The 16,916-nt window shown below is 45.7% G+C and carries 14 protein-coding genes; 7 read left to right on the top strand and 7 right to left on the bottom strand.

Features of this window, described 5'->3' with window-relative positions; genetic code table 11:
* The 5 genes from Q369_RS0118200 to Q369_RS0118180 form a co-directional block, all read right to left on the bottom strand.
* Window positions 1-2,441: ligand-binding sensor domain-containing protein (locus Q369_RS0118200; protein WP_051664136.1), on the bottom strand; the 2,441-nt coding region annotated here is incomplete at its 3' end.
* A gap of 1,135 nt (window positions 2,442-3,576) precedes the next feature.
* Entirely contained in the window at window positions 3,577-5,832 is a 2,256-nt protein-coding gene (locus Q369_RS28420) for a ThuA domain-containing protein (protein WP_051664135.1), read from the bottom strand.
* A gap of 31 nt (window positions 5,833-5,863) precedes the next feature.
* Complete coding sequence (locus tag Q369_RS0118190; protein WP_031529211.1) at window positions 5,864-7,048, bottom strand: CehA/McbA family metallohydrolase domain-containing protein; 1,185 nt, start codon at window positions 7,046-7,048, stop codon at window positions 5,864-5,866.
* A 91-nt stretch (window positions 7,049-7,139) separates the two neighbouring features.
* Window positions 7,140-9,308 carry a cation:proton antiporter gene (locus Q369_RS0118185; RefSeq protein WP_031529210.1) on the bottom strand — a complete coding sequence of 723 codons (2,169 nt, stop codon included), beginning with the start codon at window positions 9,306-9,308 and terminating at the stop codon, window positions 7,140-7,142.
* 5 nt (window positions 9,309-9,313) lie between these two features.
* A complete protein-coding gene (locus Q369_RS0118180) occupies window positions 9,314-10,240 on the bottom strand; it encodes a carbonic anhydrase (RefSeq protein ID WP_084165778.1) in 927 nt (308 codons plus the stop codon).
* 347 nt (window positions 10,241-10,587) lie between these two features.
* On the opposite strand from Q369_RS0118180, the gene Q369_RS0118175 reads away from it, so the two are divergent.
* The 5 genes from Q369_RS0118175 to Q369_RS29530 all read left to right on the top strand — a co-directional run bounded on the left by Q369_RS0118175 (window position 10,588) and on the right by Q369_RS29530 (window position 14,324).
* Window positions 10,588-11,016 (top strand): hypothetical protein, encoded by a 429-nt coding sequence (locus tag Q369_RS0118175; RefSeq protein ID WP_051664133.1) that lies wholly within the window; start codon window positions 10,588-10,590, stop codon window positions 11,014-11,016.
* Between the two features lie 433 nt (window positions 11,017-11,449).
* Window positions 11,450-11,980 carry a DUF421 domain-containing protein gene (locus tag Q369_RS0118170; RefSeq protein ID WP_031529207.1) on the top strand — a complete coding sequence of 177 codons (531 nt, stop codon included), beginning with the start codon at window positions 11,450-11,452 and terminating at the stop codon, window positions 11,978-11,980.
* 65 nt (window positions 11,981-12,045) lie between these two features.
* Window positions 12,046-13,290 carry a cation:proton antiporter gene (locus tag Q369_RS0118165; RefSeq protein ID WP_031529206.1) on the top strand — a complete coding sequence of 415 codons (1,245 nt, stop codon included), beginning with the start codon at window positions 12,046-12,048 and terminating at the stop codon, window positions 13,288-13,290.
* An 84-nt stretch (window positions 13,291-13,374) separates the two neighbouring features.
* Window positions 13,375-14,088 carry an aspartate/glutamate racemase family protein gene (locus Q369_RS0118160; protein WP_031529205.1) on the top strand — a complete coding sequence of 238 codons (714 nt, stop codon included), beginning with the start codon at window positions 13,375-13,377 and terminating at the stop codon, window positions 14,086-14,088.
* Window positions 14,089-14,189: 101 nt separating this feature from the next.
* Window positions 14,190-14,324 (top strand): DUF1016 N-terminal domain-containing protein, encoded by a 135-nt coding sequence (locus Q369_RS29530; protein ID WP_229206884.1) that lies wholly within the window; start codon window positions 14,190-14,192, stop codon window positions 14,322-14,324.
* Window positions 14,325-14,607: 283 nt separating this feature from the next.
* Here the strand turns inward: Q369_RS29530 and Q369_RS0118150 are convergent, their stop codons facing one another.
* Both Q369_RS0118150 and Q369_RS27825 read right to left on the bottom strand, forming a co-directional pair.
* The gene (locus Q369_RS0118150) at window positions 14,608-14,862 is read right to left on the bottom strand and encodes a hypothetical protein (protein WP_157488240.1); all 255 of its coding nucleotides are present in this window, start codon (window positions 14,860-14,862) and stop codon (window positions 14,608-14,610) included.
* 20 nt (window positions 14,863-14,882) lie between these two features.
* Entirely contained in the window at window positions 14,883-15,407 is a 525-nt protein-coding gene (locus Q369_RS27825; protein ID WP_035333655.1) for a DUF6934 family protein, read from the bottom strand.
* A 313-nt stretch (window positions 15,408-15,720) separates the two neighbouring features.
* Here Q369_RS27825 and Q369_RS0118140 point away from each other — a divergent pair, with 313 nt between their 5' ends.
* Together Q369_RS0118140 and Q369_RS0118135 are read left to right on the top strand one after the other, a co-directional pair.
* On the top strand, window positions 15,721-16,011 hold the full coding sequence (locus Q369_RS0118140) for a hypothetical protein (protein WP_031529201.1): 291 nt from the start codon (window positions 15,721-15,723) through the stop codon (window positions 16,009-16,011).
* Between the two features lie 199 nt (window positions 16,012-16,210).
* A complete protein-coding gene (locus Q369_RS0118135) occupies window positions 16,211-16,900 on the top strand; it encodes a hypothetical protein (RefSeq protein ID WP_031529200.1) in 690 nt (229 codons plus the stop codon).
* Window positions 16,901-16,916 lie beyond the last annotated feature (16 nt).

Genomic DNA, 16,916 nt, shown 5'->3' with positions numbered 1-16,916 from the left:
AAATGCATTTGCCGAACAAGCTCGCTCTTGGATTCTTCTAAATTCTCTAAGGCGTTCTTGAGCTCTTTCGTCCGATATTCAATCTGGCTTTCAAGGGCTAAATTTCTTCTTTTGACTGAGCTTACTCGTGCCTTTAGAATGGCAGAAACAATCAGGAAACTGCCGATTCCGCACAACAGAAAAAACCACCAAGTCTGATACCATAGTGGTGGGACCGTTATCTCTATACTCACGTACTCGTTATTGCCTCTTCCAAAGCCATTCTGCTTGCGAACATGTAAAACATACTTGCCGTGTTTCAACTGCAAAATGTTAATAACGTCACTGGAAGCGTCGATAGGCAACCATTCCTGGTGGCTGGGCGTAGTGTTCGGGGCAGTTAATGCGTAAGAAAAGTGGATATTTTCCGGACTTCCAAAATATGGCGTGGTTACAAAGACTTTTAACTCTCTTTGATCCTGCCTGAAAATGACATTATTATTTTTCAGTATAGCAGCCTGCCCGTTTATTTGAATTCGGTCCACCATAATCCTTTTGTCGGGCAACTCGGTAGAGATTTGCTCGGGTTTGAACCAAACCAAACCTTTGATTGAAGGTAAAGATAAATACCCATTAGCGAGTCGGACTGCACAAGGTGAACAGCCGCCATTAAATTCATTGGTGTAGAAGCCGTCGGCCTTGGAGTAATAATGATAATATGGTTTTACCTGTGTTTCCGAATAGTCTAAGAGATCTTTCTTGAGTATTTGAAACAGGCCCCGGTTTGTAGAAATCCAGAAGAATCCTTTCTCATCTTCAACAATGCAGTGCGCATTAGCCAAGTGTCTGTTCCTATCGAGCGGAAAGCTCGTTAGTTTCCCATCTTTAAGCAGGAAAAAACCATCCTTATAGGTTGTGACCCAAATCTCATCGCTGTTACGGGGGATGTATAAGCTACGGATGTAAGAGTTTTCCAAGCCTTTGATGTAAGAGACCTTTCGGCTGGGGATATGTATTTTATACAATCCCATGCCAGTTCCCACCCAAAGTATATCTTCGGTTTGCTGCTGAATCCAGGAAGCGTGTGTCATGGGGTGCGCCACGAAAAGCTTGGGCTCGGCAGCAGGGTCGGCGGGATCCAGCGTGTATAACCCGGCAGATCTTAGCCCAATCCAGATTCTTCCATCTTTTCCCTCGTACAGTTGGGTTATTAACTCTGGTAAAGTCCACTGTCTTTTGATTCTGCCACCTGGTTCCGTTTCAAAGATGGTGTTGCGCTTCTCACACCATAGATTACCCCTGCGATCAACGAGTAAAGTCGTAAGATCTGTGGTACTAAGACTTTCTATTTGACGGGCTGAGATCTCATCACTTGATTCATCGTGGGAGAACACAGTTCCATGGCTTGTAAAGACGCTGTTGTTAATCGCTACCTGACTATAGAAGACATTATCTGCTCCTTCGAAACGTGCATAGACAGGCCGGAATGGCTTCTTCTTCAATACAAACAAGCCATTTATCAAACTTCCCAGGAAGATCCGGCCTGTTTGCTGATCAAAGTGTACCTTGGTAATTTGATTGGTCTCAAAATCGAACCCTTCCAGTATGAGACTCGTTTTAAGTTCACCTTTTGATCCCTCATGTACCGTATACAGTGATTTCCCGAGCTGGATATATACTTGGTCTGTACAGTTGTTCCAGTGAATCACGCGTTTGTTACCTTGGACATGCAAGGGATCATCGAGAATGTTGCCCGAAAGGCTTACATACTCACGGAAGGAAGGTGACGTATCTGCCAAGCGAGAAAACACGCCGTTCTCAAAAAGGTATAAGTTGTTCTTCAATCGGAAAAACCCCCAGAAATCCCTGCCTGCTAACGGAAAAGATCTGATTCGTCTTTGGCCCTTAAAGAACTCCACGTTCTTCTTATCATATACAAAGAAGTGATTATCACCAGTTGGAATGACGAGCTTCGATTGGAAAATGTGATCTCGTCCAAGACTTGGCAAACCTTCTGTCAAATAGAATTCTTTGCCTTGCAGGTTGAGGGGTAGTGGTGCCATTCCCTTCGTGTACCAGCTGCTGTCTACTGCCGCTTGACCATTGATAATCCGGATAAAGGTTTTCTCGTCATTAGCTGCAAAGAAGCTTCCGTCAGGATGTGCGGGATTTATATGAAAGGATGCGATACTCCGGTCGAAATGCCCTTTTCCGAAGTTATCAAAAATCTTAAATCTCCTCCCGTCAAACCTGGCCAGTCCACCGTCAGTCGCTAGCCAAACATTACCCTGAGCATCTGAGGTGATCGATTTGATACTATTTTGAGGCAGGCCATTCTCATCGGTATATTGACGCACCTCGTATGCGGAAAGGCCGCTTACCTCTGCAAACTGGGCTTGACTAACAAAGAAATGAAAAGACAACGCAAACGCTAAGAGATATGAACTAATGGTGAATTTCACTTTAACTACAATTTCATTTGTAAAGAATTCCTGAGACCAAATATAGAAAGCGTACTACAAGGGAATGTTATGAAAGCGAGAAATGTGACTCAAAATTGAGATCCAGGCAACAATTAAGTACAAGGTTTCTTGGGTAAGTCTTATTTAGTAAGAAAGATCCGGCAGCCGCCTTGTAGGAGTGGGGTTACGGGAAAATAGCGTCTCCAAAAAAAAGACGCACACTTTACTTTGCAGTTGAATACCAAAGTTCCCGGTGGTACGGAACTGAGGTTCAATGTGGTAAAGAAGGTTGCTTTAAGTGCGTCGTTCCTGAGAAGTGATCAGCAAAAATTGTGTAAGTCAAGAAGTCCGAACGGATGAATGGCTTCAATCCCCAGTCAGCCGCTGTGAAGAAGCTTGTGAAAGAATTAAGGAACAAGTTTGAATAGAAGTTGAACAAATCACTAACCTAATCCAGCTTTCCTGCCCATTGGATACCGCTGATGATGTGACGCATTGCGTTGGGATTCGTGAAGGTGCTGGCATGATTGCCAACTTTCCACCATCAAAGCGGCCTTCTGCCTAAAGGTCGAGTGAAACTGCGGGGTTCAGATGCGCCCCGGAAATACAAATATAGATGCGAGGTACTAAAAGATAAATGCCTGGCGATAGCTATGTCCTGGACAGGTACACAAGCATGAGAAGAACGATGAATATCAAGGTATATGTCCAGTCTCTCCTGCCAAAACGAGAGGGATCGTCATGGGTCATTTTTTGTCCGGTGTGTGATTCAAATAAAAAATAGTCCGGGCTGGATTTCCAGCCCGGAGTGGTAAACGTTACCTGGTAACGGCTACTCCGTGTGTGCTGATAGTGCGGTCGAGATCGATCTGATCGAAATCATCGCCTCTGAGATGTGGGAGTATCCTTCAAAGATCAGTGTGTGCAGTTCAGTTACTGGGGCAAAACTAGAAATAGTTTCTATGGAGTTCAAGAAAAAAGCATTGAGATGTAATTACATGTTTGTAGTAATTATTTTACATATATTGTAGCGTGGTAAAAACTGTACTTAGTGAGCTCCTCCCGATGATGCAGTCCCACGCACTGCATTTCCCGGACGGGCAATCTGCCGGAGCTAACCTGAACAAATCACTAACTAATCCAGCTTCCCTGCCCATTGGATACCGCCGATGATGTGACGCATTGCGTCAGGATCCGTGAAGGTGCTGGCATGATGGCCCAGTGCGGTATAGAACATTCTTCCCTTCCCGGCCGCGTGCGTCCAGGAAATAGGGTGGTCACCGTCCATTTTACGCCAGATCGACGGGTATGAACTTTCATTGAGACTTAGCAGCACCTGGAACCCTGCTTTGCCCCGGACGTTTTCTTCGAAATTGTACCATTCATCTTCCTTTTGCCAGCGGGCAGGAAGTCCGCTGGTGGAAGGATGGTCTGGCGCTTCGGTGATAAGCTCTGCGTGCGGGGTATGGACGGGGAAAAACGTATGATCCCGAAATCTCGTCCCCAGCATTTGCCCATACCAGTCCCAGTGATGCTCGGTATCGGAAGCCGAGTGAATGCCCGCATATCCGCCGCCGTTTTTCATGTACATTTCAAAAGCTTGTTTTTGGGTGGTAGTCAGGATTTCTCCCGTTGTGGAAAGGAATACAACCACCTTAAAATGGGGCAGGTATGTTGAGTTGATCAGCGCGGCGTTTTCAGTGGCGTGCACATCCCAGTCCCGTCGCGCGCATTCGGCTTTGATTGCAGTAATTCCGGCTTCAATGGAGCTATGACGAAATCCGGCAGTTTTGCTGAAAATGAGTATGCTATTGGCTTTATCCACAGTCGGCGGTGCAGGAATATCACGGCCGGCAATCGCATTTTTCAGCCTGTATACATACCATTTTCTGGCCACCTGATTATTTCTTTTTTGAACGATTGTTGCCGCTTTTTCGATGGATTGAAACTGTCCGGAATAAATTTTCGCAGGATCAGTAAAGTTGTTGGATGGAGAAACGAAGTAAGCATGGGTGCCCGGCAGGATGCGGTCATACTTTTCGTTGAGCCATTTGAATTTGTGCAAATCATTCAGCTCGCCCAGACCTACCAGGTTCATTCGCAATGGATAAGCCAGATAATAGTATAAATGTCCGCCCGGAAACCAACGGTTAACTACCAGCGGCGCATCGGCAGACATGCTATTTTGCTGCATATCCTGGTCCCTGATTTTCTTGAATGCGGGCAGGAGCTGGTCCCAGCCATAAAGGTCCAGCGTGGGATCGTCACTTCCGACTTGCAGCGCCGACTTTTTGCCAAAGGTTCCGGGATAATAATGGATTATGGGAAGACCTGCCAATACAACCAGCAGGATCAGCCCTGCGGAGGTCGTCACCAGCCGTTGCGGAATCTTGCTTCTGGCAGAAGCGAAGCTTTGATCCACAAATGCGGCTGACAGGAGCATTAAACCAATGTATCCAGGTCCGCTCCAATGCGGGAGTGTATCGCGGAAAAGGGAGCTTGCAGTGGTACAAACGATGAGCGGCAAGCTGCACCAAAGCAGCAGCTGCACATCCATGCGCTGGACATACAGGCGCCTTTTGACAATGGCATACAACAACAGCACGTAAATGCTGAACTGAAAAGGATTGCAGTACAGCATTTGTCCGATAGTGGTTCTCAGAAAGGACTTCGCATTCACTCCCATTCCGTTGGGCTGGACCCGTTCGCTGTGAAAATGCCAGGTGATAAAATCGTTGTTGATATTCCAGATCAGAATGGGAGAAATCAGGACTGCTGTAATGATCAGCGACAAATACAAGGATGGTTTTTTGAGCCAGGTTGGCTTGTTGAAAACTATAAACGCCAGAAAGCCTGCCCAAAGAAAAACGCCGTGAACCTTGCTCATCACAGCAAGCCCGATCCAAATGCCAATCCATACCAGATACCTGTTTTGCTTTTGAGCGGATTGGCTGCGGATACTTTGAAGCATACAAAAAAGAGCCGCAAGCCAGGAAACAATCTGAACAGAATCGGGTAGGATAAAGACGCCGGAGATAATGCTGGTATAAATGGAGGTATTATAAAGAAGCGCCGCAATAACCCCGGCCTGCACATTTCGGATCATTTTGCCGCATCTGGCAATGAGCCAGGTATTGATTGCCGCGCCGAGAATAGCGGGCAGGCGCATCAGGAATTCGTTGTAGAAGTGGAGATTAGCCGTAAAGACCCGGATGAAAATACCGACCAGAGGCGGGTGATCGAAATGGTTCAGATCCGGCTGGACGGCGTAGGTGAAATAATACACCTCATCATTCCCCAGATTTGTGCACCAGGCAACGACACTGCGTATCAATGTCGAAATCACGACTATCCAGAATACTGCGGACTTCTTGTTGTGTGGGAGCAGCATAAGCAATCTCGTTTACTGACTCATCCTTATTTCACCTGAGCGACAAGCGCCTGCGTCCAAACTGCTGACTCTTCTTACCGGAAATCTGTACGAATAAAACCAATGCCCAAAGAGAAAGCACGGCGACACCAAGTGCCCGGTAGAAAATGGTTTCTCCTACATTTTCATGTGAGACAGGTGCACGGTACCCCGTTTTTGGAATAAAAAATACCGGGTTCAGATAAACAGTTGTACCGTTCTCAAATTCAAAGGTGGCGCGGGCGTAATGATCGGAAGGAGAGAGCCGGTAAACAATCTGGTCGGTATCGTTAGTTGATGTCAGTACCTTCCCGTTCTGACCAAACAATGTCACGCGGTTTGCAGCCTGGCTCATTCTTATCAATATAGAATCACCCTTTACATTGACGCTTTGCAAGAATGGTAAGGAATTAATCAGCTGTCCGGGGCCGATCTCAACACCGTAGCTTCGTCCCGTTCTTAATGCAGTTAAAACCTCTTTTGCTGAATTGACAGCAACATTAACGAATGTACACATGCGGCCCACACGATTTTTCGTCAGCACATTATGGGTGTCATCATTGCCAACTACAAACACTGCTTTTCCCGCCGAAAGGGCTGCATCCCATTGTTTGGTAGAAACCACCGACGGACTAAGCACTTCCATACAATTGTATCCGGTCAGCTGCGCCAGGTCTTCTTTTGTATAGCCATTTTTTAAAGCAGGGTGGTTCAGAATCACAAGCTCTCCCGATTCGCTGAGGTGTTTGAGTACATGCTGTTTGTTATGGACCGACTGCGGGAAAAGGTAATCAAGCCAGAGCACCTTATCCGAGCCGAGGACAAGCTGATGTGTTTTGTTGATATTGTATCCATGCTCATAGGCGGGAATGTAGTCGGGATTGGATGAATGGGTTGTGTCGATGTAATGGTAATTTGAAACACAATGCACACCATAGTTCAGGGCTTTATACGCCTCGTGAATGTCTTCTGCACTTCCATGTCCATTGGTAAAACCCTCCCAGGCACGCGAATGCGCATGGAAATTACACTTCACCCATTGAGATGCAGCGGCTGAGTCGTAGGGGTTGAAAATGGTTGAACCTTCAAACGGCACAGGATCATCGAATTGAAAACGGGCGCAAAAAAGGTACTGCGAAACGAACAGCCAGAGTACCCATGTGAGGAATGCGAGCAGAATGAAGCCGGGTATTTTCATGCCGGCAAAGATGGCTTTCTCGTGTTACTTCAATATTACCCTAATAAGATATGTGCTGCTATTTCCTCCATTATCAAAATAGCTACCCGGCTCAATTACCCGGTTTCAAAATATTACGGATCAGTTTATCTCCTGTTTTACTAATTTGGTTAATGCCTTTTTGAAGAATTTCCCCGGTACGTTCAGTCTGACCTGTTTGTAGAAAATCTGCTTGAAGATCCGGATACATCAACAGATAGTTGTAGTCACTGAAATATCTGGCGAGATGGCGGGGAACTTCTGCCAGAGCATCATGATAACTTATATTGCCTGGCCGCGCGCCGATGACGACAAACAGATCCTCTGTCCGAACTTCCCGGGACAGGATCAGGAAATCACTCCAATTGTCGAAAACTGTAAACTGTGCGCCCGGCCCCTTGTTGGCCTGGTTATAAGCCTGGATTGATGCAAGTGTACTTTCTGTGCTGTGATAATGGACATCACAATTCAGCTGTTTTCCAATGGTCGATATCCGTTCTATCAGCAGGGGGAACGACGCTTCCATTTCCACCCGCTCAGAACATACTACTGTGATTTTCCCGATGGTGTTGAGAGGTTGCATGCCATGGATCAGGTACACAATCTGTGGGCATCTGGCTAATAATTTCTGTGATTTTAAGCCGGTTACCGAACCAGGGTTTTTCTCGCCTTTCTGCTGGCCTATAATCACTTCATGAATCCTTTTTTCTTCCAATGTGTGCTGAATGCCGGAAACGTAGCTGACATCGTAGCGGATCAGCGGAGATATGATTACATCCGTCGCAGCTGCTGTGGTAACCATTTTGTCCTGGTATTTTCTAAGTCTGCGTTCCTCCGACTCGCGGTCTGCGGTTTCTGAACTGATAACTGACAGCACAAAAATATTCTGTTCCTGTTTTCTGGGCTGCATTAGCAATGCCAGCTCAATCATCGGATCTATCGTATCTTCCTTGGAAGCCGCAATGAGGATATTCCGGGCGTCTTGTCCCGCCGCCTGGCTTGCGCCTTCATTGAGTTTGCGGGCTAACCTGACAGCTGCGCGACTGGTTTCGATAGAGGCGATTGTACAGGTAATGAGGATCATGATCAAACAGCCATTGAGCACATCTTCATTCAGTAAACGAATCGGTTCACCCAGTTCATTTTGCCCGATAATAATGTTGTAGCCGACCAAAACTGTCGCCAGGGTAGCCGCAGCACGCGCGGCGCTTAATCCGAAGATCAATGTACGCTCGTCGCCATTCATTTTGAATGATTTCTGAGTTAATAACGCCGCCAGCCATTTTGATCCCAAAGCAACAACGGTCATGATACCGGCCACTTTCAACGATTCAGTACTCTTGAAAAGCACCTGGATATCGACCAGCATGCCGACACCTATTAAAAAGAACGGAATGAAAAGCGCATTGCCGACGAAATCAATCCGGTTCATCAAAGGGGAATGATGCGGGATGAGTCTGTTCAGTGCCAGTCCGGAAAGGAATGCGCCGATAATGGGTTCAATGCCGGCAAGCTCCGCCAAAAATGAACCCAGAAATACCATTGCCAGCACAAATGTGTACTGCGCAATGCTATCATCGAAATGCTTGAAAAACCAGCGCGCTATAATTGGAAACACAAACCAGACGATCAATGCGAACACAATGACCGACACGATAAGCTGTATCCAAAAAGCCTGGTTGATCTCGCCCTGGCTCATTTTGGCAATAACAGCCAACACGAGCAACGAAAGAATATCTGTAATAATCGTCCCGCCGACTGCGATAATGGCCGCTTTTGTCTTGTGAACATTAAAACGTGCCGCGACCGGGTAGGAGATCAGCGTGTGTGAAGCCAGCATACTGGCAAACAGGATACTGGAAATCCAGCTAAACCCAAGCAGGAAATGGGCAGCGGGGGCCGCGATGACCATTGGAACTGCAAAGGTAAAGACTCCAAAAATCAGGCTTTTCGAGCTGTTCTTCTTGAACTCTTTCATGTCAATTTCCAGTGCGGCCAGAAACATGATGTAGATCAATCCTACTGTTCCAAACAGGACAATGCTGCTGTCACGCCGGAGCAGGTTTGCGCCATGTTCGCCGACAGCCACGCCAGCCAGGATGAGTCCAATCACATAAGGGACCTTGATTTTATTGAGCAGCAGCGGAACGAACAATATGATGAAAAGCACCAGAGAAAATATGAGTACCGGATTGCTGAGCGGAAGCTCAAACATGCTTTCTGCATTTAATAATATGGCCATACGGTCTATTTTTTAGCTGATGGAGTGATGGGAGCTTCACGTTCCAGAATGGTAACCGAACGTTTGCTGGCGTCGTAAAAAGCGCTTTTCAGAGCAACCTTGCCGCTGTCTGCCAGCATTTTGATCTGCGGGCTGCTTTGAAGAATCTTTTCTAGCGTAAGCCGCGCCTGGCTTTGCGCGATGTTGTTTACAAAATCTTTGTTAGCGGAAGAACGATCCGCGAACTCCGGCGCCGTCTTCGTGGCTGGCGACAGTTCATTAACAATGCTTGCGAAATTGGCAGTCTGAACATTGTCCACAGCTGCTCCTATCATGCGGCTGCTGCTGCTGGAAAGTACAAATATCACCTTTGTGCGACTATAATTAACCGCATATTCCATGACCGCGATCTGTTTGGAATCAACCAGACAAGCTGGGCTTGATAACTGCATAAACATGGAGCGATGCAGATCAAAAATTTTTTCGACTGATTGGTCAAGATCAATGTCTGTCACTAGCAGAATGGGTTTTACTCTGGCCAGGGTGTCGGGGACTTTATTGTTCGCACTATAAACAAAAGAGGAGTCTTTGAAAAAGCGGCGATGCCCCGCCATTAAGGCTTGAAAAACACCCTTGGGCGAGTGCTGATATACAGAGTCAAACACCATTTCGCTGGTCAGTCTTGCGGAGTCTTTACCGCTTAAACTGATCGTGCTGTCGGCTGCGGCTAGTGCAGTACTATCTGGCGTCCCGGCCGTTTTTTCATCAGCAGAATTGCAAGACAAAAACCCGAAGATTATCAATGGTAAAAAAAATGGCAAGAGATATTTATTAGCAAAGTGTAGCATATGTTTTTCAAAGATTTCGCGAATTGCATTTACTATAATACACAAAAACATCGGTTTGTATGTGGAATAATCGAATAGATGATATATTCTAAAAATATCAGCCATGCAGTCGCCGGTGAAGACGAGGTTTTACATCTTGGTCTGACTGGAAAATATTTCCTCAAAAGTTCCTGTTTAAGCCTCACTGAGAAAATTGTTCCCGGTGTAGCAGTTCGGACTCGGGCAGCAAGCGTGACAATCCTATTTCGAAAGGGGTACACACAGCACCGGATCACAACAAAAGCCTAATTTTTATTTTAAGTCAGGTATTTAAGCGGCGGGCACGACAGTTTTGGATAGTTTTCCTATGTGGCGCAACAGTAAGGGTAACAACCGTAAGTAAGGTGAGGCTAGTGTTTTAAATGCCCCATCAAAATAAAATAGTAATCAAGACCAATTATCAAATGCGAACAATGAAAATCCGATTTCAAAATACCCGCTTTTTACTGAGTTTATTTTTTATCCTATTGCTTTCCGGAATGTCGGCTTGTTCGAGAAAGATGACGTTTAGTAAATCGGCAATTGTACCTGCGGCGGAGGGTAATGTAAAAGTCAAAAAAGACAAAAATGAAAATTATTCAATCGACTTATCAGTGCGTCATCTTTCGCCCCCTGAAAGGCTGGTTGAATCTCGGGACACGTATGTAGTGTGGGCCAAAACAGAGCGGAACGGCCTTAAAAATCTGGGAAGGCTCAAAAGTTCGCGCGGACTATTCAGAAAGGAGCTTAAAAGTGAGTTAGAGACGGTAACAATATTTGAACCGCGAGGCTTTTTCATTACTGCTGAAAGAGCCGCTGATATTGGTTATCCCGAGGGGCAGGTGGTACTGACAACTGATTGAATTAGATCCCAAAATGAAACCTGTGAAAACAGTCAGATTTTATGGATTGTCACTATTAGTCTGTTTAGTTGTAAGAAGGACTCCGATGTGCCAAGTTTCAGGCTTGAAATGAATTGATCATTTCCTATTGTGAGCTTGAAAGAGTTAAATACATCAAAGAATAAGTTTTAGCATGATCGAATCTTTTGTGATTAATTACTAGAAATTTACCTGTGAAATTGTGAATCGATTTTTTTCAATTAAAGCCTGTATAGCATTGACTTCATTTGTATTATCTCTTCGCGTTGCAAGACGATAATATTGTCTGCTAAGTCCCTTACCTGTGGATCTTTGAGTCAGCTTTGCTACTCGTCAGAATTGCAGCGGAATGGTGTGGGATCATTGCTTCCAGATATTTAGCCAGTCTTGTACATCATTAACCACCGAATACATTATGGATCAAATATTTTTTAGCAGCTGGGAGAGCCTGATGCGCACATTTATCATTTGCATTCTGGCCTATTTCTCACTCGTACTGATGTTGAGGATTTCAGGAAAGAGGACATTATCTCAAATGAAAGAGTTTGATTTTATCGTGACGGTAGCGCTGGGATCAACGCTAGCGACTGTGTTATTAAATAAAGATGTGGCTCTGGCCGACGGCACACTGGCACTGGCGCTTTTGATCTTTCTTCAATACTTATTGGCAAGTGCCTCGGTGCGGTCCAAGTCATTTTCCAGACTGATCAGTTCCGAGCCGACTCTCGTGTTTTTCAAAGGGAACTTCCTAAATGATGCACTCAAAAAAGAAAGGGTCACAGAAGATGAAATTCGGTCGGTATTAAGAAGTCAGGGTGTAACTTCGATTTCCGGCATTGAGGCTGTTGTAATGGAGTCAAATGGTAAGTTTACTGTTGTAAAGGATGGTAAGTTGTCGGATCCGGATTCACCGCTGTCGAATGTAAAACCAGTAAGCGGCCATTGATCTGCAACCCGTCGCGCATAAATCAATAACGGCTTTTAATTTTTAAACGAGCAATATTTTACCCCATGGAATTATTTGTACTTTTCTCAATCCTGATTTCGCTTGCAGCATTCTTCTCTTACATCAATGTCCGTTTTGTCAAGCTTCCTTCCGGGATAAGCCTGATGCTGATGGGTTCCGTAGTTGCATTGGTGGTGATCTCACTAGGGCAGGTTTCAAGTCGCTTTTCGGCAGTGGTATTCAGGGAGCTGGCGCTGATCGATTTTTCTGAATTCATCCTGGGGATCCTTCTGAGCTTCCTTTTATTTGCGGGTTCGCTGCATATGCACCTCCCTGATCTGAGAGAATCAGCAAAGACAGTTACCAGCTTTGCTGTAATCGGAACAATACTATCCACCTTCATGGTAGGCTACGGATTCCACTTCCTTACAATACTTTTTGAGGTGGACATTCCGCTGGTTTTCTGTTTGCTCTTGGGCGCATTGATTGCTCCCACCGACCCGATTGCAGTGATGGGTATTTTGACAAAAGCAAAATTGTCCAAAACCGTTGAGACCAACATTGTGGGCGAATCGCTCTTTAACGATGGGATAGGCGTGGTGATTTTCGCTACTTTATTGCAGATCGCTTCCGTAGGGATTGAGAATTTTGGTGCTCCGCAAATCGGTCTGCTGTTTCTTCAGGAGGCTGGGGGCGGCATTGTTGCTGGCGGCGTTATCGGTATTGTAGGTTACCGGCTGATGAAATCCATTGACCATTTTCAGACAGAAATTCTGATCTCCCTGGCGATGGTGATGGGTGGGTATTCACTGTGCCATTTTCTGCACGTTTCTGGTCCGTTGGCGATGGTAGTAGCGGGTATTATGACCGGCAACCGGGGCAGGGCCCGCGCAATGAGCGATATCACCAAAGATTATCTAGGTAAATTCTGGGAAATCACCGACGAGATCCTCAATGCGATCCTGTTCCTGCTGATCGGCTTGGAGATTGTAATGGTTACCTTCGAAGTAAATTACATGATTATCGGGCTGCTTACAGCCATACTGATCATTATAGTCCGGTTTGGCGTGCTTTATTTTACTGCCACCGCTTTCGGGTTTATCAAACAACTTGGACCAGGTACTTTGAAAATAATGACTTGGGGTGGTTTGAGAGGCGGAATTTCGATTGCACTTGCGCTGTCGCTGCCGTCCAGTCCATATAAGAACATCATCGTGTCGATTACCTTCGTGATTGTGCTCTTTTCTATTATCGTACAAGGTCTTACGATTGGTTCATTGATCAAGAGACTAGCGCAGGAAACCAAATAGAGGTATACTGCCAGGTTGATAAATGTTTAAAGTCGTTATTTTGTGAAACGACATTAGCATTCAAATCAATTTTACCAAACACTAATGACCGAAACCACACGATTAAAGACTATCGGCCTGATTGGTGGTCTTTCCTGGGAATCCAGCGCAGAATACTACCGCATTATCAATGAAGCGACGCGTGACCGGCTGGGCGAGTTCTATTCTGCGAAGATTCTGATGTATTCGCTGAACTTTGCGGAGATCGAGCAGTACCAACACCAGGGACAATGGGATTTGGCAACCCAAGTGATGATTGACGCCGCTCAAAGACTTGAACGAGGCGGCGCTGACTTCATTTTGATCCTGTCCAATACCATGCACCGCATGGCTGACGAATTGCAGGAAAGTATCACGATACCCTTATTGCATATTGCTGACCCGACAGGGGAGGCCATCAAAAAGCAAAACATTGACAAGGTCGGACTCTTAGGCACAGCCTTTACAATGGAAGGCGATTTCTATAAACGACGCTTGCAAAACCAGTTCGGCTTGGAAGTACTGATTCCCAACTCAGAAGACCGGGCGACCGTTCATGACATCATTTATCAGCAACTTGTGCGCGGGCAAGTTTTAGAATCATCCCGCCTTGCATATAAGCGGATCATTGAAGATCTGGTCGACCGGGGTGCACAGGGTGTCATTTTAGGGTGTACCGAGATTATGCTCTTAGTCCGCCAGGAAGATAGCCGCGTTCCTGTTTTCGATACCACGACATTACACGCCCTGGCGGCAGTGGAGCGATCACTTAGTCATTGATGATTATCAATACGAAAAGCTAAATTGGCGGATTGCGAACTGAATCTGAATGAGCAAGGAGAATCGTATTGTCCTTTGGTCTGAAAAACGCGTTTCCTGATATGGGTTTGTCTCCGCGGAATCTTTGGGATATGAAGCGCTTTTATGAGCATTATTATCAGGCAGATACAAAACTGCGGCAGGCTGTGGCAGTTTCGCCTTGGGGACATAATTTACTGTTCCCTGGTGGCGATTGAACGGAAAATTGACAGTTTCAAAGCCTCTTTACATGATCGTCTGGGAAAAAGCGAGAATGAAAACCCTTCCATCGGCATTATTCGCTGCGCCGATAAAAATCATTGGGATGTTTAAATAGCTTTGCTGGACATTAATAAGCCGATTGGTGTGGGAATATCAACTTTTGTTGCCGCAGGAGGAGTTGCAGAGGTTGGTGTTGAGGGAGTTGAATGCGTAAGCCGAGCATTTTCCTGACGTCAGGAAAATAGTTTTTTGAATAGGTAGCGGCGGAATTTGCCCTGGCTAGTCTCTTTTGGGGACTGGGTTTTTATCGACAAAATTGCCCATATCCTCTGCCTGTTCTAGAAATAAGTCAGGCATGACAAAAGGCTTTACGTAAGATTCTTGATTCGCTACCTTGCCATCTGTATACTTGGAAGCAAAAATACTTGGTCTTGCGCTGCTAAAAACCATAGGTTTGGTAGGGGAGATAAATTCTTTGTTCCCAATCAAGAACTTAGCAGTTTCTTTTTGTCTCTTTGTCGTTTGAGTTGCCATATTGCCCTCTCTGTTGATTATCAAGGTAATCCTTTCTTCAAATTTAACGAAAATGCGTCATAATTGGTGCCTTTTGTGAATGGAACCCATTCGCCCTTCCAATCTGGCCAATCTCCCTCTATTTCGCCTTCCTTGTTTTTGACAGCTTTAAACCCTTCGATATTATACCGCTGTACCAAGTAGTCGAAGTGTTTGTTAATGCCCATCTGATACAAGCGCGTTCTTAGACGCATTTCGAACTCGTTAGAATCTTCCTTCTTCCTGACTGAACCGGTGGCCAAGAGCTTTATTTCAGGATGGCTATCAATGTATTCAAGTGCCTTTTTTGCCACCGTTGCTAAAATCTGGTCTCGATCACCATCATTAACCGAAATTTTATCATCGATCTTATTAGTCTTGCGATCCCAAACCCCGAAGCCGAGATTGTATTCATTGTCACTCCCGGGTAGCTTCACAATAGCGATCAGCATATTGTGATTGCCTTTACTATAAAACTGGAAGGCATTTTCGGCATAGGCAACGGTATCGTAACTCGGAAGGTTCATGCATAGACGGCTATACCGCAAAGCTATGGAAAAAACCTTCCTATTTATTTTCTCGCAGAAGCAGCTTTATCTTCATCAACTCATGTGTTTGTAAGGTCTTACCGTTAGTTCATTCCCTCACTGCCGATCCAAATTTTCCCCTATATTTGCCCCGCAAACTTTACAATATTACTTATGGAATTTTTACTAAAAATCAGGCCAAAATGGCCTTGGAGAGGCATACGGGTGCAAGTCCCGAAGCCTGATCGAAAATTCCATTCGGTAGAGTTTGCGGTGACCTCTCCACTCTTTTTCACATTTTTATCCATTTCAAATGCAAACTCTACCGAATGGAGAAGGTGTCGACTCGAATGCAAATTCAGTCAACCCGACGAATAATGCACGTGACGCATTGGATGTCGGCGCTCCGCTGACGCAGTCGCAGGCAGATTTTCTGTATATCGTCGATTGTCAGGGCTGTCGGGAATTATCCCACTCGCTCAAATTGATCCACGATCTGGCGCTTTATCACTCTAATATCCCGTTTGATCAAGCTGAAAAGTCCGCTCTTTTTGACCTGAAAGTACTTTGGGAAGGGCTCGAAAAAATGGGAGCGAAAGCCTAGATGTTGAGGACTGTTGGCGACAGTCCTTTTTTGTTGCTTCAGAACTTGTTCACGGCTTCCGCCGGCTGTGAGAGCAAACCACTTACGCTGCCCGCGGCACGATTATGCTACAGATGAAAGAAACTGACGCAGAGACGTTTGTCCCTGCCGTTCGCTCTTGATTTTCAGGGGCGGGCATTCCAATCTATTCGCTACAATAATGAGTCAATTTAAAGTAAAAGTGTTGTCGTTCGCGCAAATTCAGGAGCTGCCGGGATCGTGGGAAAAAAGTGATCTGATCAATTTGTTGAATGCGATGGATTATGATAATCCCTCTGAAATCAAGGATGCTGAGCTGAAAGAAATGTGCATGATGTCGCTGACGGACTTTGAGCCCGAGGAAGCCGCCAAAATCGTTTTGGATTACACCATAGCCGATCGCCTGACCGACGGCCAGATCCAGAATTTGTCACATGAAATCCTGACTGAAAAACTTTGGGAGGAATATCCCGAGCTGCATTTACATCCTGATCTTTTCCGGTCTACCCAATTGCTTCACGACGCTTACAATGGCAAGTTCCCGCGCACAGAGGCAGTCCGGTTCTCCATTGAAATAGAGGGAGATGTAACCATTTTTGATGAAAACCCGGAAGCTCCCATTCTGAGGATACTGGCAGCGGGCATGTCCGACCGCAGTTTGGTGAAGCGTCTCTTTTCAGACCAGCTAGAAGGCGATCGTTTCGAAGAGGCCAAAGACATTCTCTGGCAATTGAACGTCATTTCCAAAAGTGAAACCGCTGTTACCTACGACATTGTGAGCTCGGAATACTTGCTTGGCGATATCAAGTACGCAGACAGTTACGAAGCCGAAGCCCATGCTGATGTGGTGGAGGATGAGGATGCGGCCTAAGATTCTTGACCAAGAG

The sequence above is a fragment of the Dyadobacter crusticola DSM 16708 genome (assembly GCF_000701505.1).
Classification (GTDB): Bacteria; Bacteroidota; Bacteroidia; order Cytophagales; family Spirosomataceae; genus Dyadobacter; species Dyadobacter crusticola.
The sequence above is the reverse complement of the archived record's forward strand: the minus strand, read 5'-3'. Positions and strand labels throughout refer to the sequence as shown.